24 protein-coding genes and 1 pseudogene are annotated in these 26484 nt (G+C 58.6%); 21 read left to right on the top strand and 4 right to left on the bottom strand.

Going from position 1 to position 26484, the window contains the following annotated elements; genetic code table 11:
* Window positions 1-6 precede the first annotated feature (6 nt).
* A complete protein-coding gene (locus IT895_RS10660; RefSeq protein WP_085918051.1) occupies window positions 7-582 on the top strand; it encodes a DUF1285 domain-containing protein in 576 nt (191 codons plus the stop codon).
* Entirely contained in the window at window positions 579-2765 is a 2187-nt protein-coding gene (locus IT895_RS10655; RefSeq protein WP_085918052.1) for an ATP-dependent helicase, read from the top strand. The genes IT895_RS10660 and IT895_RS10655 overlap by 4 nt, the downstream gene beginning before the upstream one ends.
* A 66-nt stretch (window positions 2766-2831) precedes the next feature.
* On the opposite strand, the gene IT895_RS10650 is transcribed toward IT895_RS10655, so the two are convergent.
* A complete protein-coding gene (locus IT895_RS10650) occupies window positions 2832-4496 on the bottom strand; it encodes an electron transfer flavoprotein-ubiquinone oxidoreductase (protein ID WP_199283447.1) in 1665 nt (554 codons plus the stop codon).
* 427 nt (window positions 4497-4923) lie between these two features.
* Here IT895_RS10650 and IT895_RS10645 point away from each other — a divergent pair, with 427 nt between their 5' ends.
* The 13 genes and pseudogenes from IT895_RS10645 to IT895_RS10585 all read left to right on the top strand — a co-directional run bounded on the left by IT895_RS10645 (window position 4924) and on the right by IT895_RS10585 (window position 16759).
* Window positions 4924-5673, top strand: a complete 750-nt coding sequence (locus IT895_RS10645) for an electron transfer flavoprotein subunit beta/FixA family protein (protein WP_085918054.1) — start codon at window positions 4924-4926, stop codon at window positions 5671-5673.
* A gap of 70 nt (window positions 5674-5743) precedes the next feature.
* Window positions 5744-6670, top strand: coding sequence for an electron transfer flavoprotein subunit alpha/FixB family protein (locus IT895_RS10640; protein ID WP_199283446.1), 927 nt, complete (start codon window positions 5744-5746; stop codon window positions 6668-6670).
* Window positions 6671-6883: 213 nt separating this feature from the next.
* Window positions 6884-7495, top strand: a complete 612-nt coding sequence (locus tag IT895_RS10635) for a superoxide dismutase (protein ID WP_085918820.1) — start codon at window positions 6884-6886, stop codon at window positions 7493-7495.
* 253 nt (window positions 7496-7748) lie between these two features.
* Window positions 7749-7970: a glutaredoxin-like protein NrdH gene (nrdH, locus tag IT895_RS10630; RefSeq protein WP_066320999.1), complete on the top strand. Its 222-nt coding sequence runs from the start codon at window positions 7749-7751 to the stop codon at window positions 7968-7970.
* Window positions 7971-7977: 7 nt separating this feature from the next.
* Complete coding sequence (nrdI, locus tag IT895_RS10625; RefSeq protein WP_233337220.1) at window positions 7978-8412, top strand: class Ib ribonucleoside-diphosphate reductase assembly flavoprotein NrdI; 435 nt, start codon at window positions 7978-7980, stop codon at window positions 8410-8412.
* Window positions 8394-10574, top strand: coding sequence for a class 1b ribonucleoside-diphosphate reductase subunit alpha (nrdE, locus tag IT895_RS10620; RefSeq protein WP_442786518.1), 2181 nt, complete (start codon window positions 8394-8396; stop codon window positions 10572-10574). Before nrdI ends, nrdE begins: the two co-directional genes overlap by 19 nt.
* Window positions 10575-10601: 27 nt before the next feature.
* Window positions 10602-11576: pseudogene (gene nrdF / locus IT895_RS10615) on the top strand (class 1b ribonucleoside-diphosphate reductase subunit beta); the annotation flags it as partial.
* Window positions 11577-11800: 224 nt separating this feature from the next.
* Complete coding sequence (locus tag IT895_RS10610) at window positions 11801-12586, top strand: DUF3450 domain-containing protein (protein ID WP_085918802.1); 786 nt, start codon at window positions 11801-11803, stop codon at window positions 12584-12586.
* Window positions 12583-13944 (top strand): MotA/TolQ/ExbB proton channel family protein, encoded by a 1362-nt coding sequence (locus IT895_RS10605; protein ID WP_233337219.1) that lies wholly within the window; start codon window positions 12583-12585, stop codon window positions 13942-13944. The genes IT895_RS10610 and IT895_RS10605 overlap by 4 nt, the downstream gene beginning before the upstream one ends.
* A 1-nt stretch (window position 13945) precedes the next feature.
* Window positions 13946-14488: a MotA/TolQ/ExbB proton channel family protein gene (locus IT895_RS10600; RefSeq protein WP_066319976.1), complete on the top strand. Its 543-nt coding sequence runs from the start codon at window positions 13946-13948 to the stop codon at window positions 14486-14488.
* A complete protein-coding gene (locus IT895_RS10595) occupies window positions 14481-14888 on the top strand; it encodes an ExbD/TolR family protein (RefSeq protein WP_066319978.1) in 408 nt (135 codons plus the stop codon). Before IT895_RS10600 ends, IT895_RS10595 begins: the two co-directional genes overlap by 8 nt.
* Window positions 14885-15643 (top strand): energy transducer TonB, encoded by a 759-nt coding sequence (locus IT895_RS10590; RefSeq protein ID WP_199283445.1) that lies wholly within the window; start codon window positions 14885-14887, stop codon window positions 15641-15643. The genes IT895_RS10595 and IT895_RS10590 overlap by 4 nt, the downstream gene beginning before the upstream one ends.
* Window positions 15644-15664: 21 nt before the next feature.
* On the top strand, window positions 15665-16759 hold the full coding sequence (locus IT895_RS10585; RefSeq protein WP_199283444.1) for a tetratricopeptide repeat protein: 1095 nt from the start codon (window positions 15665-15667) through the stop codon (window positions 16757-16759).
* A gap of 15 nt (window positions 16760-16774) precedes the next feature.
* Here IT895_RS10585 and xthA read toward each other — a convergent pair whose 3' ends face one another.
* Both xthA and IT895_RS10575 read right to left on the bottom strand, forming a co-directional pair.
* The gene (xthA, locus tag IT895_RS10580) at window positions 16775-17608 is read right to left on the bottom strand and encodes an exodeoxyribonuclease III (RefSeq protein ID WP_092825190.1); all 834 of its coding nucleotides are present in this window, start codon (window positions 17606-17608) and stop codon (window positions 16775-16777) included.
* A complete protein-coding gene (locus IT895_RS10575; protein WP_066319991.1) occupies window positions 17608-17856 on the bottom strand; it encodes a hypothetical protein in 249 nt (82 codons plus the stop codon). Before IT895_RS10575 ends, xthA begins: the two co-directional genes overlap by 1 nt.
* Before the next feature lie 145 nt (window positions 17857-18001).
* On the opposite strand from IT895_RS10575, the gene rhlB reads away from it, so the two are divergent.
* Window positions 18002-19276, top strand: a complete 1275-nt coding sequence (gene rhlB, locus IT895_RS10570) for an ATP-dependent RNA helicase RhlB (protein WP_066319994.1) — start codon at window positions 18002-18004, stop codon at window positions 19274-19276.
* 5 nt (window positions 19277-19281) lie between these two features.
* Entirely contained in the window at window positions 19282-21411 is a 2130-nt protein-coding gene (gene dinG / locus IT895_RS10565; protein WP_199283443.1) for an ATP-dependent DNA helicase DinG, read from the top strand.
* Between the two features lie 42 nt (window positions 21412-21453).
* Here dinG and IT895_RS10560 read toward each other — a convergent pair whose 3' ends face one another.
* Window positions 21454-22530, bottom strand: a complete 1077-nt coding sequence (locus tag IT895_RS10560) for a 3-deoxy-7-phosphoheptulonate synthase (protein ID WP_066320000.1) — start codon at window positions 22528-22530, stop codon at window positions 21454-21456.
* A 326-nt stretch (window positions 22531-22856) separates the two neighbouring features.
* Between IT895_RS10560 and rpoE the strand changes: the two genes are divergently transcribed.
* The 4 genes from rpoE to IT895_RS10540 all read left to right on the top strand — a co-directional run bounded on the left by rpoE (window position 22857) and on the right by IT895_RS10540 (window position 26474).
* Window positions 22857-23456, top strand: coding sequence for an RNA polymerase sigma factor RpoE (gene rpoE / locus IT895_RS10555; RefSeq protein WP_066320008.1), 600 nt, complete (start codon window positions 22857-22859; stop codon window positions 23454-23456).
* A 191-nt stretch (window positions 23457-23647) separates the two neighbouring features.
* Window positions 23648-24400 carry a sigma-E factor negative regulatory protein gene (locus IT895_RS10550; RefSeq protein WP_085918792.1) on the top strand — a complete coding sequence of 251 codons (753 nt, stop codon included), beginning with the start codon at window positions 23648-23650 and terminating at the stop codon, window positions 24398-24400.
* A gap of 131 nt (window positions 24401-24531) precedes the next feature.
* On the top strand, window positions 24532-24987 hold the full coding sequence (locus IT895_RS10545; RefSeq protein ID WP_199283442.1) for a SoxR reducing system RseC family protein: 456 nt from the start codon (window positions 24532-24534) through the stop codon (window positions 24985-24987).
* Between the two features lie 62 nt (window positions 24988-25049).
* Window positions 25050-26474: a DegQ family serine endoprotease gene (locus tag IT895_RS10540; RefSeq protein WP_199283441.1), complete on the top strand. Its 1425-nt coding sequence runs from the start codon at window positions 25050-25052 to the stop codon at window positions 26472-26474.
* Window positions 26475-26484 lie beyond the last annotated feature (10 nt).

Here is a 26484-nt window from a genome sequence, read left to right as displayed (position 1 = left end):
AATACGATGAACATAGACCGATTGCTTGATTATCGCCAGGGCGCTTCCAGCATACCGCCACTTGATGACTGGCAGCCCGCCTTGTCAGGCGATATGGATATACGTATCGACGCCCAGGGTGGCTGGTGGCACGAGGGCGTGCCCTTTGCCCGTGCCAGCGTCGCGCGGTTGCTGTCGACCTTGCTGCGTCATGATGCCGAGGGCTATTGCCTGGTAACACCGATCGAGCGCTGGCGTATTCAGGTGGACGATCGGCCGCTAGTCGCCGTGGAAGCCGATTTTCGTGACGATGCATGGTGGTTGACCACGCAGTTTGACGACGTCGTGCGCCTTGATGCCGAGCACCCCCTGACGTTGAGCGAGACGCCCCAGGGAGACCATGTGCCGGAAATTGCCGTACGTTTCGGACTGGCTGCCAGGTTGCATCGCCATGTCTATTATCAGCTTGCCGACGTTGCTGAGTTACGCGATGAAAGGGCCGGTCGTCAGGCGCTGAGTGTCTACAGTGCTGGTCACTGGCATCCCATCGGCTACCTTGAAGGGCATGAGCTTGATGGGTTATCGCCCAGCGAGGGGTCGTGAAGCTAACCGCTGAACAGCAAGCCGTCATTCACCACGATGAGGGCCATGCCCGTGTTGCAGCGGTGGCCGGCGCCGGTAAAACCACCACCATGGCCGCGCGGGTTCACTATTTGCTCGGCAGTGGTGTTCCGCCCAAGCGCATCCTGGTGCTGATGTTTAACCGCTCCGCCCGGGAAGATTTTCAGCGTCGGTTGGCCAGTATGGCGCCATCCGGCCAGGCGTTACCTGACGTTCGTACCTTCCACTCGCTGGGTCACCGGCTGACGCAAAGCCTGTGCCGCTGGGGCGTCCTGGCGCCGCGTCGCCTGTTGTCGGCGGAATGGCAGCTCGAGCGTTTGCTTCGCCAGGCCAGCCTGAATGTGCTCAGCGATGCCGTTGAGCGCCGCGATGCGGCGCTGGAAGGCGATCGACTCGAGACGCTGGCCCATTTTTGCGGTCTGGTTAAAGCCGAAATGATGGCGCCAGAGGCCCTCTTTGAACGTCTCAATTACGACCCCGATACGGACTATTTCCCCGCCGCCTTCAAGGAGGCCGAACGCCTGCTGCGTAGTGAAGGGGTGATGACCTATGCGGATTTGCTTTACCGTCCGCTGCAGGCAATCGAGGCCGATAGCGCCTTACGCAGCCGGGTAGAGGGCTTTCTCGATCACGTGATCATCGATGAGTATCAGGATATCAATGCGGCCCAGCAGCGCTTGCTGGCGGTTCTGGCGGGTAAAAGAGCCTCCGTGATGGCGGTCGGCGACGCCAACCAGTGTATCTACGAGTGGCGCGGCGCGCGGCCGGATACCATGCTGGAAAACTTTACCACCACCTTTGGTGAAGCAACCGATTACCCTCTCTCGACCACGTTTCGCCACGGCCATGCCCTGGCACTGGCGGCCAACCATGCGATTGCCGCCAACCAGCGTCGGCCGGATCAGCTATGTTTGGCCGCGACCCACAATCCGGATACCCGCTTGTCAGTGGGGCAGGGCGGTCGACAGCTGCTGGATGCGTTGATTGACTGGCAGGCGCAGGGCCGTGTGTTGAGCGACGTGAGTCTCCTGGTACGCAGCTGGGCGCTCTCGGTGCCGTTTCAACTGGCGCTTCTGCAGGCTGGCATCCCCTTTCGGCTGGCCCGGGAAGACCGCTTTGTGTTTCGCCTGCCGCTGGTTCAGGCGCTGGCCGGGTATTTAAAACTTTCCCGTCGTCCGACATTGCTGCAAGATCCCGAACAACTCACCTTGCTGCTGGCCCAGCCCACGCCTTTCGTGGCCCGTGAGCGCCTGCAGCGCCTAGCTCGGCAGCTCGCCAGTCGTCAAGCATGGCCGGAAAATCACGACCCGGTGATCAGTGATTTAAAGCCCATCCAACGGCGCACGCTGAAAAAACGCTGGGCGTTGCTGTGCGAACTGCCGCAGCTCAGTGCATGGCCGCCCGCCAAGCTGTTGCAGTACGTGGTCGACACCATCGAGGCCGAGAAAACCCTGAAACGCGCCGCCGCCCGGCGCGATAAGGGCGAAGAGGACGTGCGTTTGCTGGACGTGCTGATCGAGCAGGCGCAAAGCGTTTCAGACCCGGATGCATTTATCGAGTTGTTGGAGCGGCCGGTAGAGAATCAAGCGGCGGGGGTGCTGATCAGCACCGTTCACGGCGCCAAGGGGCTTGAGTGGCCCTTCGTCGCCGTGGCGGGTGTCAACGAGGAAGACTTTCCTTATTACAGTCGGGATAACCCGCTCACCGATGACCGCCTGGAAGAAGAACGGCGGCTGTTTTACGTCGCGATCACGCGCTCGAAAGAACAGTTGCTTGTGCTTCACGACGGCGGTGCACATCGCCCCAGCCGTTTTATTGCCGAAAGTGCCTGGCAGGACAGCATGCAGGTCGCCGCCTGCCTGGCCAGCGACAAGACGCCGTCGCCCACGCTGACGGTCACGTCGCCATCGCTTGTGGGACGTTATCTCAGCCAGCTAGGGCGTGATGACATTGAATTGGCCGCGCCCCAGGTTCAGGCCCCCCAGGCAGGCTACACCGCAAGCGCGTTCTATCCTGGCCAGCGGTTGCACCATGCGGTATTCGGCGAAGGCGAGGTGGCCACCGTGGAAGGTAACCCAAGCGACCCGGTGATTGATGTGCGCTTTGATCAGGCAGGGCGGCGACGACTGATTGCCAGCCGAGCGCCCATCGAGCGGCTGGCCTGATAAAGAAAATGCCCCAGTGATGGGGCATTTAGGCTTATTGACATGCGGGTTGCGTCACAGCGACCGCTACATATTCGGGTAATTGGGGCCGCCGCCGCCCTCCGGTGCTACCCAGGTAATATTCTGAGCCGGATCCTTGATATCGCAGGTCTTGCAGTGGATGCAGTTCTGGAAATTGATCTGGAAGCGAGGTTCGCCCTGATCATCTTCGACGACTTCGTAGACACCTACCGGGCAGTAGCGCTGCGCGGGTTCAGCGTACTTGGGCAGGTTGTCGCGAATCGGTAGGTCAGGATCGTCCAGCCGCAGGTGGCAAGGCTGGTTTTCTTCGTGGTTGGTGTTGGACAGGAACACCGACGAAGGTTTGTCGAATGATAGCTTGCCGTCGGGTTTGGGGTAGTCGATTTTCTCGCACTCGTCGGCGGGCTTGAGAGCCCCATGGTCGGTGGTCGTATCGTGAAGGTTGGGTAGTTTGTTGCCCAATAGCTGATTGGCAAAATTATACGCGCCGCCGCCGACAGTGCCGTATTTATGAATCGCCGGGCCGAAACTGGCGCTTTCTTTCAGTTCTTGATATGCCCAGCTGGCTTCCCATTTGTCGGTGAAGCTCGTCAGTTCCTGGGCGCCCTCGTCGCCGTTCTTGATCGCTTCAAACACGCTTTCTGCCGCCACCATGCCCGACTTCATGGCTGTGTGCAGACCCTTGATCTTGGCAAAATTGAGCGTGCCCGCATCGCAGCCGATGAGCAGGCCGCCTGGAAACGTCATTTTGGGCAGGCAGTTGAAGCCGCCTTTTGTGATCGCCCGGGCGCCGTAGGCGACGCGTTTTCCGCCTTCCAGATACTGGCTGAGTACCGGGTGATGCTTCATGCGCTGGAATTCGTCGAACGGTGACAGCCAGGGGTTCTGGTAGCTCAGGTCCATGATCAGCCCGACCACTACCTGCTGATTTTCAGCGTGGTAGAGGAACCAGCCACCATGTGCATTGTTGCCCAGCGGCCAGCCAGAGCCGTGCAGCACGACGCCCGGTTCATGCTTGTCGGCAGGCACGTCCCAAAGTTCCTTCAGGCCGATACCGTAGTGCTGTGGGTCGCGTCCGGCGTCGAGGGAAAAGTCCTCGATCAAGCGTTTGCCAATATGGCCGCGGGCGCCTTCGGCAAACAGGGTGTATTTTGCGCGCAGTTCCATGCCGGGCATGTGGCTATCTTTTGGCGAGCCGTCGGCGGCCACGCCCATGTCACCGATGAGGATGCCGCGTACCGCACCGTCTTCAACGATGGCTTCCTGGGCGGCAAAGCCCGGGAATATCTCCACGCCCAGGGCCTCTGCCTGTTCGGCCAGCCAGCGGCACAGGTTGCCCGCGCTGATCACGTAGCGGGTAAGGTCGCCGCCGGTATTATGCATGCTCTTGGGCACCAGCGCGTTGGGCAGTTTCTGCGCCTTGTCAGCATCTTTCAGCAGGTAAACATCATCGCGGATGGCGGGCGTGTTGAGGGGCGCGCCGCGCTCTTGCCAGTCGGGAAACAGCTCATTGAGAGCGCGGGGTTCAAACACGGCGCCGGACAGAATATGCGCGCCGACTTCCGAGCCTTTTTCAACCACGCAGACGGTCAGTTCCTGCTCCGCGTCGTTGGCCTGCTGCATTAGACGGCAGGCTGCTGCCAGTCCTGAGGGACCAGCTCCGACGATGACCACGTCAAAGTCCATCACATCGCGTTCAACGTTATCCACCTGGTGTCTCCTTACTCTCATAAGGGCCATTGTTTACAATGACTAGCGATTGGGAACTAGCTTATAAAAACATGGCCTTAATTTTAAACGGTCGTTTGCTTCTGGTTATCCTTCATAATAGGCATAATACCTGTGTAAGGTCACGCCTACGATGCTAAATGGCGATTTAACATTTAGCGATGGTGAATGGCGGCCTATCTATCGATGGGGATTCGACCAAGGCCGTAAGCAACCCCTATTGTTGCAGGCAGGTAGGCTATGGCAAATTAAAAAGGTTTTTTACTTGCACACCTATCAAACGCTCGAATGAATTTTATGCGGTAGCCTTTCCATGGGCCGCAATGTGATATCCCAAGCTTCTCAAGGTGCCTGCCAGGTGGGTGCCATCCAGGGTTAACGGCTTCACCACAAGCCAAGCGAGGAACCTATGAAAGTACTTGTCGCGGTGAAACGCGTCATCGACTACAACGTCAAAATTCGTGTCAAAGCAGACCACTCTGACGTCGATCTTACCAACGTCAAAATGGCCATGAACCCTTTCTGCGAAATTGCCGTGGAAGAAGCCGTGCGTCTGAAAGAGAAGGGCGTTGCGACGGAAGTGGTCGCCGTGACGGTGGGCCCCAAGGCCGCCCAGGAGCAACTGCGCACCGCGCTGGCGCTGGGCGCGGATCGCGCCATTCATATCGAAACCGACGAGCGCGCTGAATCGCTGGCCGTGGCCAAGCTGCTGGCCAAGGTGGTTGATGAAGAGCAACCGGGCATGGTGATTCTCGGCAAGCAGGCCATTGACACCGACAATAACCAGACCGGCCAGATGCTTGCCGCCTTGACCAACCTGCCCCAGGGTACCTTTGCGTCAGAGGTGGCCGTCGACGGTGACAAGGTTCACGTCACCCGTGAAATCGATGGCGGCCTGCAGACGGTTGCATTGACGCTGCCGGCGATCGTCACGACCGACCTGCGCCTCAACGAGCCGCGCTACGCCAAGCTGCCGGATATCATGAAAGCCAAGAAAAAGCCCATGGACGTGAAGACCCCCGCCGATCTGGGTGTCGAGATGGCGTCCAAGGTCAGCCTTTTGAAAGTCGAATCGCCAGCGGAGCGCAAGGGCGGTATCAAAGTGGCCTCGGTAGACGAGCTGATCGACAAACTGAAAAACGAAGCCAAGGTTCTTTAAGGTCGGTTCTTTACAACCCGTACTTTGAGACAAGTTCTTCGAGACAAGCGCTTTGAAAGGAGCTGATTTTATGAGCATTTTGGTACTTGCCGACCTGCATGAAGGCCAACTGGCGGGCGCCACGGCCCACGTCGTGGCCGCGGCTAAAGCCATTGGTGGCGATATCGACGTTCTTGTCGCCGGTGAAGGCGTTCAGGCCGCGGCCGAGGCGGCGGCCAAGCTTGACGGTGTGAGTAAAGTACGCGTTGCGGATAACGCCGTTTATGCCCACCAGCTTGCTGAGCCCATGGGCGCGCTGCTGGTCGAACTGGCCGATGGCTACACCCACGTGCTGGCCAGCGCCTCTACCACTGGCAAGAACGTACTGCCGCGTCTGGCGGCCTTGAAAGATGTCAGCCAGCTTTCCGATGTGCTTGCCGTGGATAGCGCTGATACCTTCAAGCGCCCGATTTACGCCGGCAACGCCATTGCGACGGTCAAGAGCGACGACGCGCTGAAAGTCATCACCGTGCGTACCACCGGCTTTGATGCCGTGGGTGATGGCGGCAGCGCCACCATCGAAGCCGTTGATACCGTGGTCGACAATGCCCAGTCCAGTTTCGTCAAGCAGGAGCTTGCCGAGTCGGACCGCCCGGAGCTTGGCGGCGCCAAGGTGGTGATTTCCGGCGGCCGCGGCATGGGCAACGGTGAGAACTTCAAGCTGCTCGACGGCATTGCCGACAAGCTTGGGGCGGCGATTGGTGCCTCCCGCGCCGCGGTTGATGCCGGCTTTGTTCCCAACGACATGCAGGTCGGTCAGACCGGTAAAATCGTTGCCCCGGAGCTGTATATCGCGGTAGGGATTTCCGGTGCCATCCAGCACCTGGCGGGCATGAAAGACTCCAAGGTGATTGTCGCGATCAACAAGGACGACGAAGCGCCGATCTTCCAGGTTGCCGATTATGGCCTGGTGGGCGATCTGTTCGAGATCCTCCCAGAGCTGGAAGGTAAGCTGTAACCATCTGAAATCTCGGAATTAAAAGCCGACTTCATGTGAAGTCGGCTTTTTTATATGAGCTGGGTTAGATAAACTGTCATTAGTTGACTAAAATGCTGGGGCAAAAGCGAAATCAGCCCCTTGCGGTTGAAAAAGCAATGAGGTGACCATACCTAGTTATTGAAACCGGATATTGCTGAACGCAAAGAAAGCCACTGAAAGGAGATGATCAATATGGCACATACACTTCCAGAGTTACCCTACGCGTACGATGCGCTAGAACCGCACATTGATGCGATGACCATGGAGATCCACCATTCTCGTCACCACAACACCTATGTCACCAACCTGAATGCTGCGCTGGAAGGCACCGGGCTTGAGGACGTGCCGGTGGAAGAGCTTGTGTCCAACCTGGACCGTGTTCCGGAAGACAAGCGTCAGCCCGTCATCAATAACGGCGGTGGTCACGCCAACCACTCCATGTTCTGGCAAATGATGTCACCCAATGGCGGCGGTCAGCCACAAGGCGGCGTGGCCAAGGCTATCGATGCCGAGTTAGGCGGTTTTGAGGCTTTCCAGGAAGCGTTCAAAAAAGCAGCGCTTGGTCGTTTCGGTAGTGGCTGGGCCTGGCTATCCGTCACGCCCGAGAAAAAACTGGTCGTTGAAAACACACTGAACCAGGACAGCCCGCTGATGCACGGCAATACGCCGGTGTTAGGCCTGGATGTCTGGGAGCATGCGTACTACCTCAAGTACCAGAACAAGCGCCCTGACTATGTCGCCGCTTTCTTTAACGTAGTGAACTGGGAAGACGTCGAACGTCGCTACCAAGCGGCCACCGCCTAACACCTAGCCGCGCTACGTATGACGCCATCTGATGGTGTCTGCTTAAAAACCGCCTCCTTAATCGGAGGCGGTTTTTTTTGCTGTCGTGAATAGTAATGGGCAATAGCTGTCAATATCCTGTGGATGAAAAATACCACATATGCTTGAATTGATTTTCTGATGGTCTATATATAGTATGCGTTGTAGCTTCTATAGGGGGCGGGCACAAGATATGCCCTACCCGAAAAATGCCGCTATGAAAAGGGAAATGACCATGGAAATTCAAATTTATAGCAAGCCAGCCTGTGTTCAGTGCACCGCTACCTATCGCGCGCTGGACAAGCAGGGACTTCCTTATACCGTGATCGACATCACCGCCGAATCGGGTGCCCAGGAAGAAGTTGAAGCGCTGGGCTATCGTCAGTTGCCGGTCGTCGTTGCCGGTGAAGACCATTGGTCAGGCTTCCGTCCAGACCGCATCCAAGCCCTGGCGTAAGTTACCCATGCTGACAGATGGACGCACGCCCTCCATGGTCGGCAATCTGGTGTACTTTTCCACCAAATCAGGTAATACCCACCGTTTCATTGAAAAAACAGGTTTGGTTGCACAGCGCTTGCCGCTTAATCGGGAAGCGCCGGTACCCCAGGTGGATCAGCCTTACATTTTGGTAACGCCCACCTATGGTGGCGGCCAGGCGAAGGGCGCGGTGCCGGGTCAAGTGATCCGGTTCCTGAATGACGAGCACAATCGCCACCTGATACGCGGGGTGATTGCCGCGGGTAACACCAACTTTGGCGACGCGTATGGCTTGGCGGGCCGCATCATTGCGGAAAAATGCCAGGTACCGTTGCTTTATCGATTCGAACTGTTTGGCACCGACGAAGACGTCGCCAAGGTCCGTGAAGGAGTAGAAGAGTTTTGGAAACGACAACCCTAGCCTCAAAAAACGTCACTGAAACGCAAAGGCCTGCGGCGGCAAGCGACGGTCGCACCATGGATTACCATGCGCTGAACGCCATGCTGAATCTTTATGGTGCCAACGGTGAGCTGCAGTTGGATAAAGACCGCGAAGCCGCACGTCAGTACTTCCTGCAGCACGTCAATCAGAACACCGTGTTTTTCCACTCCCTCGAAGAGAAGCTCGATTACCTGGTCGAGGAGCAGTACTACGAAGCGGACACGCTGGCGCAGTATGACTTTTCTTTCGTCAAAGCGCTGTTCGAGCAGGCGTATGCCTACAAGTTTCGTTTTCCAAGCTTCCTTGGCGCCTTCAAGTATTACACCAGCTATACGCTGAAGACCTTTGATGGCAAGCGTTACCTTGAACGCTACGAAGACCGCGTTTGCATGGTCGCGCTTGCCCTGGCGCGTGGGGATGAAACCCTGGCCAAGTCGCTGGTCGATGAAATTATCAGCGGCCGTTTCCAGCCGGCGACCCCCACCTTCCTGAACTGCGGTAAGCAGCAGCGCGGTGAACTGGTGTCGTGCTTTTTGCTGCGCATCGAAGACAACATGGAGTCGATCGGCCGCTCGATCAATTCGGCGCTGCAGCTTTCCAAGCGGGGCGGCGGCGTTGCCTTCCTGCTCAGCAATATTCGTGAGTCAGGCGCCCCCATCAAGCGCATTGAAAACCAGTCGTCGGGGATTATCCCGATCATGAAGCTGCTCGAGGATGCGTTTTCCTACGCCAACCAGCTCGGCGCGCGTCAGGGGGCCGGTGCTGTGTACCTGAACGCTCACCATCCCGATATCCTGCGCTTCCTGGATACCAAGCGTGAAAATGCCGATGAAAAAATCCGCATTAAAACGCTCTCGCTAGGGGTGACGATTCCCGATATCACCTTCGAACTCGCCAAGCGCAACGAAGATATGTACCTGTTCTCGCCCTATGACGTAGAGCGGGTCTACGGCGTGCCCTTCGGTGATATCAGCGTGACCGAGAAGTATCACGAAATGGTGGCGGACGCGCGTATCCGCAAGCAGAAGATCAACGCGCGCGCCTTCTTCCAGACCCTGGCCGAACTGCAGTTCGAGTCCGGTTATCCCTACATCATGTTCGAAGATACGGTGAACCGCGCCAACCCCATCGCGGGCCGGATCAACATGAGCAACCTGTGCTCGGAAATCCTTCAGGTGAACACGCCGACGGATTATGACGAAGATCTCGGCTATCGGCATATCGGCCAGGATATCTCCTGCAACCTGGGGTCGATGAACATCGCCAAGGTGATGGACTCGGGCGATATCGGCACCAGCGTCGAGGTGGCCATTCGGGGTCTGACGGCCGTGTCGGAAATGAGCAACCTGAGCAGCGTTCCCTCCATCGCGGAAGGTAATGCCAAGTCCCGGGCGATCGGTCTTGGGCAGATGAACCTGCATGGCTTCCTGGCACGCGAGCATATCTATTACGGCTCGGATGAAGGCCTGGACTTTACCAATCTGTATTTCTACTGCATCGCCTTTCACGCGCTGCGGGCGTCAAATCGTCTGGCAATCGAGCACGGCGATACCTTCGCCGGTTTTGCCGACTCTACCTACGCGTCGGGTGAGTTCTTCGATCAGTACACCGAACACGCCTGGGAGCCGCGGACCGAAAAAGTGCGTGGGCTTTTCGAGCGCAGCGGTATCGCCTTGCCGACCCAGCAGGACTGGCAAGAGCTGAAAGCCAGCGTCATGGCGCACGGGCTGTATAACCGCAACCTGCAGGCCGTTCCGCCCACGGGCTCGATTTCCTACATTAATCACTCGACGTCGAGCATTCACCCGGTCGCGGCCAAGATCGAGATCCGCAAGGAAGGCAAGCTGGGGCGGGTTTACTACCCGGCGCCGTTCCTCAATGAAGCCAATTTTGATTACTTCCAGGACGCCTACGAAATCGGCCCTGAAAAGATTATCGACACCTACGCCGAGGCGTCCAAGCACGTCGACCAGGGCCTGTCGCTGACCCTGTTCTTCCCGGATACCGCCACCACGCGTGATATCAACAAGGCGCAGATTTACGCTTGGCGCAAAGGGATTAAAACCCTCTATTACATCCGCCTGCGCCAGAGTGCGCTGGAAGGTACAGAGGTTGAAGGCTGCGTATCCTGCACGCTTTAAGCGTCCGACGACTTTCAAGAGACTGACGATATGAACATGATGCAACGTTTATCGCGGGTCGATGCGATTAACTGGAACCGTCTGCAAGACGATAAAGATCTCGAAGTGTGGAACCGTTTGACCAGCAACTTCTGGCTGCCGGAAAAAGTCCCGCTGTCCAACGATATCCAGTCGTGGAATACGCTGACGGATAAAGAGAAACAGCTGACCATTCGCGTGTTCACCGGCTTGACGCTGCTGGATACCATCCAGAGCAGTGTCGGCGCACCGGTACTCATGGAAGACGCGCGCACGCCCCACGAAGAGGCGGTCTACACCAATATCGCCTTTATGGAATCGGTTCATGCGCGCTCCTACAGCTCGATTTTCTCGACGCTGTGCACCACCCGGGATGTCGACGATGCCTTTCGCTGGAGTGAAGAAAATCCGACGCTGCAGGCCAAGTCGGAGCTGATTCTCGGCCGCTATCGCTCAGACGATCCGCTGATGCGCAAGGTGGCCAGTGTTTTCCTGGAGTCGTTCCTGTTCTACTCCGGCTTCTACCTGCCGATGTACTGGTCGAGCCACGCCAAATTGACCAACACGGCGGACCTGATCCGCCTGATCATCCGCGACGAAGCGGTGCACGGCTATTACATCGGGTACAAGTTCCAGCAGGATTTGGCCGAGGCAACGCCGGAGCGCCAGCAGGAAGTCAAGGACTACGCGTACGAGCTGCTGCTTGAGCTGTACGACAACGAAGTCCGCTACACCGAGTCGCTGTACGACGAGGTAGGGCTGACCGAAGACGTCAAGAAGTTCCTTCACTACAATGCCAACAAGGCGCTGATGAACCTCGGCTTCGAGCCGCTTTTTCCCAGCAGCGAAACGGATGTGGACCCCACGATCATGGCGGCGCTATCACCCAATGCCGATGAGAACCACGACTTCTTCTCCGGCTCAGGGTCGTCCTATGTAATCGGCAAGGCCGTCGCCACCGAAGACGATGATTGGGCTTTTTAGGCAATCATTGAGCACACAGCCTAATAAAGATCGGGAGCCCCAGCGGCTCCCTTTTTTGTTTTGTAGCAGGCTAAAGTTAGCTGAACGCTAATGATAAATATTGTCATTTATTTTATAAGTGGGTAGGCTATGGGCACTCGATATGAAACGCAACTCGTTCTTATATTTGATGTGTTCTCTATAGCGGCAGGGTGACTGCCAGTGATCAGTGACGGAGAGTCGATGTGCTGAATAAGCCTTTCTTTGCCATGCAGGGCTGCTGGCTAGCGTGCATGCTGGCCAGCAGTTCGCTAATGGCAAGTGACGAGACGCTCGAGCAGGCCAGTCAAGGTATTGATGCCCAGCAGCTTCAAGCCGAGCTTCAACAGCAGATAGATAGCGCCGATGAACAGACCCGGGCCGCGCTGCAAGAGCTGCGCGAGCTAGAGCGCGATACTCGCCAGCTTGAATCCCAGAACGCCTCGTTAGCGGGCCGCTTGGCCGAGGAAGCCGAGCGGCAGGCCCGCCTGGCTTCCGCGTTGGATACCCTGGCCGATACGCGCGCCGCGCTGCCGGACATTGAGCAGAACATGCAAGCCCAGCTCACCCAGTGGATCGAACGCGATCTGCCGTTTCTTAAAGAGCAGCGGCTGGCCCGCATCGAAACCTTGAAAAACGACGAGGGTGCGGAGCCCGCCGAGCAGATTGAAAGCATGCTCGATATCTGGCGCACGGAGCTGGATTACGGCCGTGAAATGGATACCTGGCGTGGGCGTTTGCGCTTAGACGATGATCAGCAACTGGAAGTGGACTTCCTGCGCATCGGGCGTATCGGTTTTTACTACCTGACACCCGATGGCCGCGAGGGCGGCGTATGGAATGCCGAGGACGGCGAGTGGCAGTCGTTGAGTGCCGAACACCTTCAGGCGGTGCGTGACGGGCTGCGGATAGCGGAAGACCAGCGGGCGCCGGATATCCTGACGCTGCCGCTCTCCATCACCGTCTCGGCCGATCAGGGAGAGCAGCCATGATACGCGATCTCAAGAAGTGCCATCGTTATGTGATGGTAGCGCTGCTGATGGGGCTGACAAGCTTGAGCCCGTTGGCGAACGCGCAGTCGCAGGAGACAACCTCGCTGCGTGAGGCCCGCGAGGCCGCTGAAATTCGTGACCAGCAGCGCTTGATCAAGCTGCTGGACGACCAGGCGGCGCTTGAAGAGGCACTGGAGCAGGCGCGGGATCGCCAGCAAACCGCCCAGGCGCGTCACGATGCCCTGCAGGCACAGGATGCCGCGCAGTCGGTCGAGGCGGAGCGCCTGGCGGCGCGTCAGTCAGAGCAGGGCGAAGCGCTAAGCAATCTGCTGGATGCCCTCAACCAGCATAGTAACGAGGTGCGTAACGCACTGGGTGAAGATAGCTGGCTGACCTTGAATGAAGACGTGTTGCCGCCAAGGCTGAGTGACGTCAACGTGCTCGAGCGGGAAGTGCTGGAAGACGTGGTCGACAGGCTGGCGATGCTGACGCGGAACACCGGCAATGCAGAGCGGCTTGAACGCCCCGTGGCCGATGCCAGTGGCGAAATTTCTCTTCAGAACGTCGTGCGGCTGGGGGATTTCGCCGCATTTACCAACACCGATTTACTGCGCCAGGACGAGGAAGGGCATTTGACGGTGCTGCCCCGGACACCAGCGGAAATAGCCGATTATCTGGCTGCTTATCATCAGGGCGAGACGCGCGTGATGGCGATGGACCCAACCCGAGGTAGCGTGATCGATGCCCTGGCGCAGCGTCCCACCCTGATGGAGCGTTTCCATCAGGGCGGATACGTCGGCTATGTGGTCGTTGCTCTGGGGGGCATTGGCTTGTTGGTTGCCTTGCTGCAATACCTTTATCTGCTGGTTACCAGTCAGCGAGTGAATCGTCAGCTGAAAAGCCCCGACCAGCTCAAGGGTCATAATCCCCTTGGGCGCGTCCTGCTGCGCTTTGAAGGCATGGACAAGCATCAGACGCCGGAAGCATTGGAAGCACGCCTGGATGAGGCGGTGCTCGCCGAGCTGCCTCGTCTGGAACGCGGGCAGCCGATTGTCAAACTGCTGGCGGCCATCGCGCCCCTGCTGGGGCTGTTGGGGACGGTCACCGGCATGATCGTGACCTTCCAGGCGATCACGGTGTTTGGCACCGGCGACCCGCAGCTCATGGCGGGTGGTATCAGCCAGGCGCTGGTGACGACCGTTCTTGGCCTGATTACCGCCGTACCGCTGCTGTTTGCGCAGACGGCGCTGTCAAGCCGCAGTCGCCACCTCACTCATGTTATTGAAGGGCAGGCAAGTGCCGCGCTGGCCGACCACCTGGAAGCCCAGCAGCCTTCCCAAGACGTGTCGGTGAGCTGATATGTTGACCGTTCCCCTTTGGCTTGAGCCCGTCGAGCGGCTGATGAATGCGGGCGGCGTGGTGCTGGTCGTGCTGGCCGTGGTGGCGCTGCTGGTATTTGGCATGGCCATTGAACGCTTCTGGTTCTATCGCATGACCTGGCGGCGAGCACGCCGCCAGCTTGTCAATCGCTGGGCCAGGCGAGATGACCATCACAGCTGGAGCGCGCGCACGCTGCGCAACGTCTGGACGGCGGACCTCGTGGTCCGTTTGCGCCGTCCGCTGCCCTGGCTAAAGCTGCTGGTGGCGTTATGCCCGCTGTTTGGCCTGCTGGGTACCGTGACCGGCATGATCGGCGTCTTCGACAGTCTGTCGCTGAGTGATACCCATCAGGCCCGGGCAATGGCCGATGGCGTGGCACGGGCAACGCTGCCGACGCTGACCGGCATGGCGATCGCCGTGGTCGGGCTTTTGTTTATCAGTCGTCTGGAACACATTATTCGACGCGAGGATCAGCGGTTGCACGACCGGATGGCGCGAGCAGTGGAGGAAAATGATGCGTAGACGACGTTCGATGGGAAGCGCTGACGACAATACCGAGGTGAACCTCACGCCGATGCTGGACGTGGTGTTCATCATGCTGATTTTCTTTATCGTGACCACCAGCTTTATCAAGGAAAGCGGGATTGAGATCAACCGCCCGGAGTCGAGTGACGCCAGTCCCAGGCCCGATGCCCAGGTATTGGTCGCGCTCTCGCCCGAAGGGGCGGTATGGGTGGATGGCCGCGCGATCGACGCCCACCGGGTGGGCGAAGAAGTCGCCGGCATGCTCAGCGAGGATGGCTCGGTGGTCATCCAGGCGGATCGCGAGTCGACCACCGGGCTGCTGATTGAAGTGATGGACCGTCTTGACCAGGCCGGCGTGGATCAGGTGGCGGTGGCGGCCAGCCGGAGCGGCCAATGATACGCCAGGCATTATCCATGGTGAGTGGTGGGATATTGGCGATTGGGCTGTTTTGGCTGCTGGCGCTGCTGGTCGCGCCGCCGGACGACCAGGTGGAACCACCAGAGCAGACGGTCTCGATGAACATGGTGGAAGCCCCCGAAGTAGCCCCGCAAGAAGAGGCACCACCCCCGCAGGCTGAACAGGCACCCACGCCTCCGCCACAGCCGATGCCGACACCCGAGCCGCCCCCGGTGGCCGACAGCACCATTGCCTTGCCGGAGATTGACCTGCCCGAGCCGCCCGAAGAGCCGGTGGAGATGGAAAGTGAGTTGCCGGAATTGACCGAGGCGACGCCCGAGCCGGAACCCGAGCCGCAGCCAGAACCGGAGCCGGCGCCTGAACCAACGCCGCAGCCCGACCCCGTTGCGCAGCCAAGTGAAGCCGAGCCTTCCGACGCCGAGCGCGAGGCAGCGCCAGAAGCGCCGCAGGAAGTGTCGGATGAACCGGTCAATGTCGGTCAGGCCGCGCCGACCAGTCGGGTCAATCCGACGTACCCTGCTCGCGCCCAGCGTCGCGGCATGGAGGGCTTTGTTGAGGTATCGTTTACCATACGTCGTGACGGCAGCGTTGATGGTTCTTCGATTCGCATTACGGATGCCCAGCCACGTCGGGTATTTGACGATGCGGCCCGCGACGCGATTGCGCAGTGGCAGTTCGAGCCTAGTGATCGGTTGCGCAACGCGACCCAGCGGATCGAGTTTCAACTGCGTTAACGACTTTATTGAGGTATGACCATGCGTGTATGGGGGTGCATCTGTTTAATCGGTTTGTGGGCATCGCTTGCCCACGCCAGCCCGGCGCTTCCCGGCGATATCATTGACGACCTGAACCGCTTGCAGACGCAATTACGCGACGCGCAATACGCAAGCGTGGTCACCCAGGCCACCCAGCAAGCCACCCGTCTGCAAACGGGGAATGCGGCTGACCGCTGGGCCAGCGCGCTGTATCAGCAGCTGGCCGCTAACGCCCTGGCGCGCCAGGGCCAGCCGGGTGATGCCGCAAATCGCTTGGCGCAAGCGCGCGAACTGGCCGAAGGTGAGCAAGCCCAGGCGGCCCGCTGGCTGCGCGAAGAGGCATCGTTGCGCCGCACGGCGGGGCAGACGACGCAGGCCAGCAACTTGCTTGCCGAGTGGCTCGAGTCCCAGGGCACCGCAGCCCCTGCCGCTGACACCTGGAAGCTGACCCGCTGGCTCGCCGACGATCAGCGTTGGCAGGAAGCGGCGGATTGGCTTGAACGTAGCCTGAGCCAAACCGCTGAGCCTGATGCTACCCAACGCAGATTGGCGCTGGTGATCTACCAGCGCACCCAGCAAACCGATCAGGCGCTTGACGTCTTGCTGGGCGGGCTTGATGAAGGCAGTGATGCGACTCACTGGCGCCAAGCCGCCGGTCTTGCTCAGCGGGCCGGTCAGCCGGGTATCGCCGCGGCGTTGTGGGACACCGCCTGGCGACTGGGAAGGTTGGATGAGGACGAGGACCGCTGGCAATTGATAAACCTGCACATGGCGGGGGGGACGCCCGCCAGAGCCGCCGAGTATCTTGAACGATGGCTTGAAGCGGGCGACATCGTGCGGGATGAAACCACGCTGCGCCTGTTGGCGAACGCCTGGCATCAGGCCCGCGACAAGAGTCGGGCCCTTGATGCCTGGCGGGCATTAGCGACCCTCAGCAAAGAAGGCAGCGACTGGCGACAATATGGACAGCTCGCTTTTGCCTGGGGGCAGGATGAGCGTGCCGAGAAGGCGCTGTCCCGTGCCCAGTCGCTGGGCGATGACCAGGCGGCTGAATGGCTGGCGACGCTCGAGCAGTCACCGCGCCATTCACTATAAAGCAGACCGCGTGGGTTATTCCGCCGACGTCAGGCTGAGCGAGAAGTCGCTCCAGGTGGGGGCGTGATCAGAGGGCCGCTGCATACCGCGCAGTACATAGTCGATTCCCGCGGCGCTGATACACTCGGCCAGCGGCTGGGTAACCAGAATATAGTCGATGCGCAGCCCGCGTTTGGGTTCGCGATCAAAGCCTTTTGAGCGATAATCGAACCAGCTGAACCACTCGGCATCGGTGGGGTGGCAAAGCCGGTAGCTGTCGCTCAATCCCCACGCCTTGATACCTTCCAGCCATTCACGTTCGATGGGCTGGAAGCTGGTTTTGCCTTCGCGGAGCCAGCGTTTGCGGTTGGCTTCGCCGATGCCGATATCCTGGTCCTCGGGTGAAATGTTAAAGTCCCCCATTACCGCAACGCGCTCGTCGGGTTGGTGCTGCTCGTCAAGCAGGCGCGCCAGCTGCTGGTAAAAGCGGGTCTTGTACGGGAACTTGGTGGGGTGGTTGATATTTTCCCCCTGGGGGAAATAGCCGTTCCACACGGTGACGGGCTGACCATCGTCGGCGAGGAGTTTGACGCCGATCATGCGGCGCTGGGCGTCTTCGTCATCGTCGGGGAAGCCGTAAAAGACCGCCTCAGGCTTGTGACGGCACAGCAGCGCAACGCCGTAGTGGCCTTTTTGGCCGTAGTAGTAAACGTGATAGCCCATGGCCTCCACATCGGCGAGGGGGAACTCGCTATCCTGCACCTTGGTTTCTTGAAGGCCGATCACATCAGGCTTTTGCGACTCGATCAATGCCTGCAGTTGATGAAGTCGCGCGCGAATGCCGTTGATATTGAAAGAAACAAGGCGCATCACGAACGATCTCCCGGCGGGTTATCCGTATCCTTGTCGGGGTGAATGGCGATATCCTGCCCGCTCTGTTGGCGCGCCAGCTTGCGCACGGCCTGAAGTTTGCGTTGCTGCTGTTTTTTTGCCACAAAACGGCGTGATGATGTCACCTGATCAGGGTTATCATGACGCCACTTTTTATAATCTTTACGCCGACCGGTTTTGATGGTTACTTTATCCGCCAGCGAACGGGTCTTTTTCTTACGCGTCATATCGCGCTCCTTGGTTCGTTAATGGGCCTATTCTAGCAGTCTAGTCACCTCCTTCGACAGCAGGGCGCGCTCTTATCGCCAAGCCCTGTTACAATGCGCGCGTCAAGATGCCTAATATCCACAGCAATGGACAGATAGATAGCCTATGAGCGAGTCGGAACAGACCACAGCATCGGCCCAGAACCGTAAGCCTAAACGTCGTCGTCGGAAGCCGCGTCGTCGTCAGTCGAATTGGGATCTTCGCCAGTTTCAGGTGCCTGCCGTGGCCGGCAAATGGCGCTTTCATGACTTCGATCTGCCGCTGCCGTTAATGCGCGCGATTCATGCTCAAGGGTTTGAGTACTGCACGCCCATTCAGGCCGAGGCACTGCGTCATACGCTGCTGGGCGGCGATATTGTCGGCAAGGCACAGACCGGTACCGGAAAAACCGCTGCCTTCCTGATCTCGGCGCTGGCTTATTTTCTCGAAGAGCCAACCCCGGATGGGCAGAAGCCCGGCGCGCCGCGTGCGCTGATTATCGCGCCCACCCGTGAGCTGGCATTGCAGATCGAGAAGGACGCCAAGGCCCTTGCCCGCTTTACCAAGCTGAACGTGGCAAGCGTCGTGGGCGGGATGGATTATCAAAAGCAGCGCGATAGCCTGGGTAAAAAGATCGACCTGCTTGTCGCCACACCCGGCCGCCTGCTCGATTTTCACGAGAAGCGCGATATCGACCTTTCCGAGGTGGAAGTGCTGGTGCTGGATGAGGCCGATCGCATGCTATCGATGGGCTTTATTCCCGATGTGAAGCGAATCATCCGCTACACGCCCAAGAAAGAAGAGCGCCAGACCTTTCTGTTCTCGGCCACCTTCACCGACGATATTCTCAACCTGGCCAGCCAATGGACGCTGAACCCTGCCCACGTCGAGATCGAAGTGACCGTCGAGAATCAGGCCGATATCGACCAGCGGGTCTACATGGTCTCTGACGATGACAAGCAGCGTTTGTTGGTCAAGCTGCTGGAGCAGGAAAGCTTCGAGCGGGTGATGGTGTTCGGCAATCGCCGTGACCTGGTACGCCAGCTCGACAGTCTGCTCAAGAAAGCCGGTATCAGTGCCGCCATGCTGTCAGGCGATGTGCCGCAGAACCAGCGTATCAAGACCCTGGAAAGCTTCCGCGAAGGCGAGATCCAGGTGCTGGTGGCCACCGATGTGGCAGGGCGTGGCATTCATATCGAAGACGTCAGTCACGTGATCAACTACACGCTGCCGGAAGACCCGGAAGATTACGTTCACCGTATCGGGCGGACCGGCCGGGCAGGCGCAAAAGGCGTCTCCATCAGCTTTGTCGGCGAAGAGGATGCTTTTTCTCTGCCTGAGATCGAGCGCTATATCAACGACAAGCTGCCCTGCGAACATCCGCCGGAAGGTATGCTTTAAGCCGCATGCTCGATACTGCCCTTAAAAGCGAGATTCAGGACGCCTACCGTCGCGTGGTGGAAAACCTCGGGTTGACCCCGCGCTACGGGCAGCGGCTGATGATCGCTGAAATCGCCCGCACGCTGGGGGGCATCGAGTGTGACGACGAGGGCAAGCGCACCAGCGACAACCACGTTTGTGTGCTGGAGGCGGGGACTGGTACGGGCAAAACCCTGGCCTACCTGGTAGCCGCGCTGCCCATCGCCAAGGCTCGCGGCAAGCGGTTGATCATTTCGACCGCCACTGTGGCGCTCCAGGAACAGGTGCTCAATCACGACCTGCCATCCCTGGCGAATCACAGTGGTTTGGCGTTTCGCTATGCGTTGGCCAAGGGGCGTGGGCGCTATGTCTGCGTTGCGCGGCTGGACCAGGCGCTGGAAGGTGCGGAGCCAAATCCCACGCTTTCGCTGTTCGAGCAGTCACAGCAGTCGCAGAGCAGTGACCTTGGCGTGATTGCCAGCGATATGGCCGAGGCCTACGGGCAGGGTGAATGGGAGGGCGATCGGGATAACTGGCCCCATGCGATCGACGATGCCCACTGGCGTCGACTGACCGTCGATCACCGCCAGTGTACCGGACGCCGCTGCGGCCATTTTGGTGCCTGTGCGTTTTTCCGCTCCCGCCGGGAACTGGAAAACGCCGATGTCATCGTGGCCAACCACGACCTGGTGCTGGCGGATCTGGCGCTGGGCGGCGGTGCCATCCTGCCGGACCCCGCCGACTGTATCTTCGTATTCGATGAAGGCCATCACCTGCCCGACAAGGCGCTGTCGCATTTTGCCCACCGCTTTGCCATCAATGGTTGCCTGCGCTGGTTGAAAACCCTCAAGAGCAGCTTGACGGACTTGAACCAGGGGCTGGCTGTCCAGCCAACCATCGCCCGATTGCTTGCCGGTTTGCCCGAGCTTATTCATACCCTGGAACCCGCGTTGGGCGATGTGTTCAGTATGGGACATCAATTGGCGGGTCGCGCCAATGGCCTGGCCGATGAAGAAACCACCCATCAGTCGCGGTTTGAAAAGGGGCAGATTCCTGATGCGCTGCGCGAACAGGCCGAGCAGTTGTTAACCTTGTTTGCCACCTTGTCGCGCAGTCTTGAGAGCATCAGCGATGTGCTGCGTGAAAGCCTCGATCCAGACAAGCAGACCGGCTTGGACCGCGAGCAGGCGGAAACCTGGCTGCCGCTGGTGGCGCTGCTTCACGGACGGTCGCTGGATGCCCACTCACTGTGGCAAGCGTTCAGCGACCGTGACGCGGCCAATGCGCCGCCCAGCGCGCGCTGGATCACCCTGAGCCGGGTGGCTGGCGAGCCGGAAATCGAGTTTTCGGCAAGCCCGGTATCCGCCGCGCACACATTGGCCAAGCACCTTTGGGGGCGCTGCCATGGCGCCGTGGTCACCTCGGCAACACTGACGGCGCTGGGTCGCTTCGAGCGGCTTCAGGAGCGGGCAGGGCTTGCCAATCGCTACCGCTATCAGGCGCTGCCCAGCCCGTTTGATTACGCCAATGCCGTGCTGAGCGTGCCCAAGGAAGCGACGGACCCGAGTGACCGTGACGCCCACGAAAAGGCGATCGTCGACTTTGTGACCCAACTGGCGGATCGCGAAGCGGCGCTGGTGCTGTTTTCATCAAGGGCGCAGCTGCGCGGGGTCGAGAAGGCGCTGGGTGAGCCCGTCAGGGAGCGCGTGCTGGCCCAGGATGCATTGCCCAAGCGGGAGCTGATTGAGCGTCATCGCGCGGCGGTGGACAGCGGTAAGGGCAGTATTATTTTCGGACTGGCCAGTTTTGCCGAGGGCATCGATCTACCGGGTGATTACCTGACCCATGTGGTCATCACACGGTTACCCTTTGCGGTGCCGGATGATCCCGTGGGGGCGACGCTTGCCGAGTGGATCGAAAGCCAGGGCGGCAACCCGTTCATGCGCATCAGCGTGCCGGATGCATCGATCAAGCTGGTGCAGGCCTGCGGCCGACTGATCCGCAAGGAAAGCGACAAAGGCACGATCACGTTGTTGGATAAACGCGTCATCACGCGACGCTACGGTCAGGCGCTACTGGATGCGCTGCCACCTTTCAGGCGTGAAATCGCCTCATGACATGACGCCCACCGCGTTCAACGCGGTGGGCGACAGGCAGGGTTACGACGGGCGGCGCTTGGCCAGAACCGGTGCCAGTTTGGCGTTCATCTGGGTAAAGGCATCGACGGTGGTTTGCCAATCGATGCAGGCATCGGTAATCGAAACGCCGTATTGCAGGTCTTTTAGATCGGCAGGGACTTTCTGATTGCCCCAGCCAATATTGGATTCCACCATCAGGCCGATGATGGACGTATTGCCATCCAATATCTGGTTGGTCACGTTTTCAAGGACCAGGGGCTGAAGTGCCGCGTCCTTGTTCGAGTTGGCGTGGGAGCAGTCGATCATGATATTGGCGGAAAGGTTGGCTTTTTTCAGCTCTTTCTCGGCCAGGGCCACGCTCACGCTATCGTAGTTGGGCTTGCCGTTGCCGCCGCGCAGTACCACGTGACCATAGCCGTTCCCGCGGGTACGGATGATGGCGACTTGTCCCGACTGGTTGATGCCCAGAAAGTTGTGCGGGCTGGCGACGGATTGCAGCGCATTGATCGCCACGTCCAGGCTGCCGTCGGTACCGTTCTTGAAGCCGACCGGTGAAGACAGGCCAGAGGCCATCTCGCGGTGGGTTTGCGACTCGGTGGTACGCGCGCCGATAGCGGACCAACTGATGCAGTCCTGCAAATACTGGGGGGAGATCGGGTCCAGGGCTTCGGTGGCCAGCGGCAAGCCGATCTCGGCAAGGTCGACCAGCAGCTTGCGGGCGATATGCAGGCCTTCGTCGATTTCGAACGAGTCGTTGATGTGCGGGTCGTTGATCAGGCCTTTCCAGCCGACGGTGGTGCGGGGCTTTTCAAAATACACTCGCATCACGATATACAGGCTGTCGCTGACCTCATCCGCCAGTTTGCGCAGGCGCTTGGCATAATCGAGGGCGGCATCGACATCGTGAATCGAACAGGGGCCCACTACCATCAGCAAGCGCGGGTCGCTGCCGTCCAGAATGCGCTGGATGGTATGACGACCCTCTATCACGGTGCGCTCGGCAGCATCGGTAAGCGGCACATCCTGCTTGAGGGTTTCCGGGGTGGTAAGTACGTCCTGGGCAAGGACGTTAAGATTGTTGACCTGCTGATCTGACATTGTGCTACCTGTGCGTGCGTGATGATCGATTAATGGCGCCTACTATCGCTTGTCAGCGCAGTAAAAATCAATTGTTGCGGAACTTGGCGAGGTAAATTGAAGTCAGCCGCTGGGTTTTGTTCAAGGGGTAAACGCTTGATGCGCCGTGCAGAACGCGTAACACTTAGCTATCAAAAGGCGATCACGTTACAGTGCCAATTCATGTCATTCGAATGATTAACCAATGCCCAAGGAACGTTATGTTGCTTGCTGTCAACACCCAATGTATCGGGTTTAAAGGAAGAGTTGCGCTCGGCGGTCACCGTCCGGGTGGGGGGAGCGTGTGAATGGGCACTCATGAAACAGATCAACAGCTTGTAGAACGTGCCCAAAAAGGCGATACACGTGCATTTGATCTGCTGGTAAAGAAATACCAGCATAAAATTATTGGCCTGATTGGGCGCTATGTCCATGACCATGCCGAAGTTCACGACGTCGCTCAAGAGGCTTTTATCAAGGCCTATCGAGCGCTGGGAAAGTTTCGCTCGGAAAGTGCCTTTTATACCTGGATGTATCGCATTGCGATCAATACTGCCAAAAATCACCTGGTATCCCGCGGGCGGCGTCCACCCGGCAGCGATCTGGATATATCCGATGCCGAAATCGTCGACCAAAGCGGTCGCCTGGCTGATGCCGAGTCTCCCGAAGCGTCGATTGCACGTGACCAGCTGGAAGCCGCCGTTTATGAGGCGATCGAAAAGCTGCCGGATGATTTGCGCACCGCGATTACGCTGCGTGAACTTGACGGGCTGGCGTATGAAGATATTGCACAGGTGATGCAGTGTCCGGTGGGTACGGTGCGTTCGCGCATTTTTCGTGCTCGCGAGGCCGTTGACGAACATATTCGCCCCCTGGTGTCCACGGCACGGAACAGTCGCGATGATTAATGGTCAATGTGGGTAGATTAAACGTGAATGGCGAAAAATGACTGATCACCGTGAACTGTTTGGTGTCATCATCGTCAAAGCCATTACATTCCCCAATGGGAAGCGACAGCGAAGCAGCCGGTGAATCAGCGTAAAAGCAACCTATTACGATGGCATCAGCGCTTCTTCTCAACAGTGTGAGGGTGTGAAGTATGAGTCAAAACACACGGGAATCACTTTCGGCATTGATGGATAGCGAAAGTGATGAGCTTGAACTGCGCCGAGTGTTGAAGGCACTACCGAACGATGATGATGCCGCTGATACGTGGCGACGCTATCATTTGGCACGCAGCATGATGCGGCGCGAACGGGACGTGGATGTGAGTGTTGATCTTTCCGCTGGCGTAATGGCTCATTTGCAGAGTGAACCCACACCCGCGTCGGAAGACGACTCGATGGTAAGCCGTAGTGCTGGAAGCGTGTCTTTCGCACGTGGTGCCGGCGTGGCAGCGGCAGTTTCGCTGATGGTGATTACCGGCGTTCAGTTTTTCGGCAACAATGCCGGAACTGTCGAGCAGGGTGGTAATGAAGGGGTAGCAACCACTACGACGCCTGCCTCTAACCAGGTGCAGCCGGTCAATCTTGCCGCCACACCGGCTGTCTCCGGTGGCCAGGCAGCGGGCGCTGGGCAAAACGAAATGCCCATGTTCGAGCAGACCCCTTTTCGTATGAACGCGCAAGCCTCGGGCAGCGGCCTGATGAATGTCAGTGAAGGTGGCTTCGTGGGGCCTAGTTCCCAGCAGGCTGTCTCGGCCCAGCAAGGGACGAATATCGACATTGAACAACTGCGCATGCTGCAGTCTTATCTTGAGCAACAGACCCAAGGCGCAGCAGGATATCAAGCCGATCAAGGGTCGACGTTGATGCGGTCCGCAGGAGTGACAGAGCCCTTGGGCCAACGCTGATCAACAAAACGAGCGGCCAACATGGAAAGTGATAAATAGACGTTGAAAAGAGCTTCTCTCTATTTCAACGTCCATTTTTTGTGGGTGCCGATTGGGCGATCACTCCTCGGCGACTTGTGGAGAGGGAAGTGATGCCGATATTACCGAGCAAGACGTTTATTGAGCGCAAGGCGCGGGTAGTGGGCTACCACGACAAGGGGATTATCGTTGAAGCGACGGCATCGTCTGGCTGCACTCAATGCGCGAAAGGGCAGGGTTGTGGGCTGGGGCTTCTCTCGCGTCCCCGCTCGTGGCAGTTGGAAATAGACGTACCAGCATGTTGGGAAGGAGACCCCGTTCCGCCACTGAACAGCGAGGTAACGGTGGCGATAGAAAAAACCTCAGTGACTCGGTTGACGTGGTTGGTCTACGGGTTTCCGCTTCTGGCCGGATTGGTGGTCGCCGGCCTGGGGAGTGTGGTGAGTGATTCGACCTGGCTTGCCCCGGGGCTTTTTTTTGGTGTCTTGATGTGTGGCATGGTGGGTCTTAAATATGCGTTAGGTCAGCGAGCGGAGTTATTTCGCCCACGATTGATCGACGCACCGTGATGGATGGCTCGCTGTGAGCTGTATTAACTTGGCATGATAGTGTTTTTAGTAGGAGTTCTTGCATGAAGCGCTTAATGTTTTCCTCCACATTGTGGGTATGCTTTGTCGTGTTGTTCGCTTGGGGGCAAAACGCCCACGCCCAGGATCTGCCTGACTTTACCGATCTCGTTGAAGACGCTGCCCCCGGTGTGGTCAATATTTCCACTAGTCGCACGGTGCAGCGCGGCGGGCCCTCATTTGACAATTTTGGCGGGCAGGAGATACCCGAGATATTTCGCCACTTCTTCGGCGATAATTTTAGTGATCGTTTCCCGTCACCTCCAGGTAGCGGTCGTGGGCGAACAGAAGAACGCCAATCACTGGGCTCTGGCTTCATTATCAGTGAAGACGGCTATGTGATGACCAACGCCCACGTGGTGCAGGATGCCGATGAAATTCTGGTGCGTTTGAACGACCGTCGTGAATTGAACGCCGAGCTTATTGGCAGTGATCCGCAAACTGATGTGGCGCTTTTGAAGGTGGAGGCAAGTGATTTGCCCACGCTAGAACTCGGCGATTCCGACGAGCTTCGCGTCGGTGAGTGGGTGGCGGCGATAGGTTCTCCATTCGGATTCGATCATTCGGTGACCGCTGGCATTATCAGTGCGATCAATCGCACGCTTCCGCGGGATGCCTACGTGCCGTTCATTCAAACCGATGTGGCGATCAACCCGGGTAACTCCGGTGGTCCGCTGTTCAATCTCGATGGCGAAGTTATTGGTATCAATTCACAGATTTTCACGCGTAGCGGCGGGTTCATGGGCGTTTCCTTCGCCATCCCGATCAATGTCGCGATGGATGTGGCCGATCAGCTTCGCGAAGATGGGTACGTTAACCGTGGCTGGTTAGGGGTGATGATACAGCCCGTATCCCGTGACCTGGCCGAGTCATTCGGCATGGAAGAAGCCGAAGGCGCGCTAATCGCTGATCTTGACCCTGAAGGGCCGGCGGCGAAAGGCGGGCTTAAAGCGGGTGATGTGATCCTTGAAGTCAACGGCGAAACCGTGGACAGTTCGAGCAGTCTGCCGCGTCTGATCGGGCGTGTCGCGCCGGGCAACGAAGTGGACTTGCTGTTGATGCGTGATGGAGAAGAGCGCAGTGAGTCAGTCGAGCTGGGGACCTGGCCGAACGTTGAACAAGCGTCTGTACCATCGTCGTCCAGCGATAGTCAGGTACGCCTTGGGGTGTCGGTGGCCGAAATTGACCAGGAAACCCGTGAGCAACTTAACCTGGAAGGCGGTGTCATCGTGCGTGAAGTAGAGCCCGATAGCGTGGCAGCACGTGCAGGGCTGCGTGCAGGTGATGTGCTGGTGAGCCTGGACCATCGCAGCTTAACGTCGCCTGAAGAGCTGCGTCGCATCGTGGAGGAGTTGCCCACTGATCGAGCGATTCCGCTACGCCTCTATCGCGAGGGGCGCTCGCTCTTTGTGGCGCTGCGCTTTGAGTAACTGATTAACC

Source organism: Halomonas sp. A40-4 (assembly GCF_015767635.1).
GTDB lineage: Bacteria > Pseudomonadota > Gammaproteobacteria > Pseudomonadales > Halomonadaceae > Vreelandella > Vreelandella janggokensis.
This window is presented reverse-complemented; position numbering and strand designations above follow the sequence as displayed.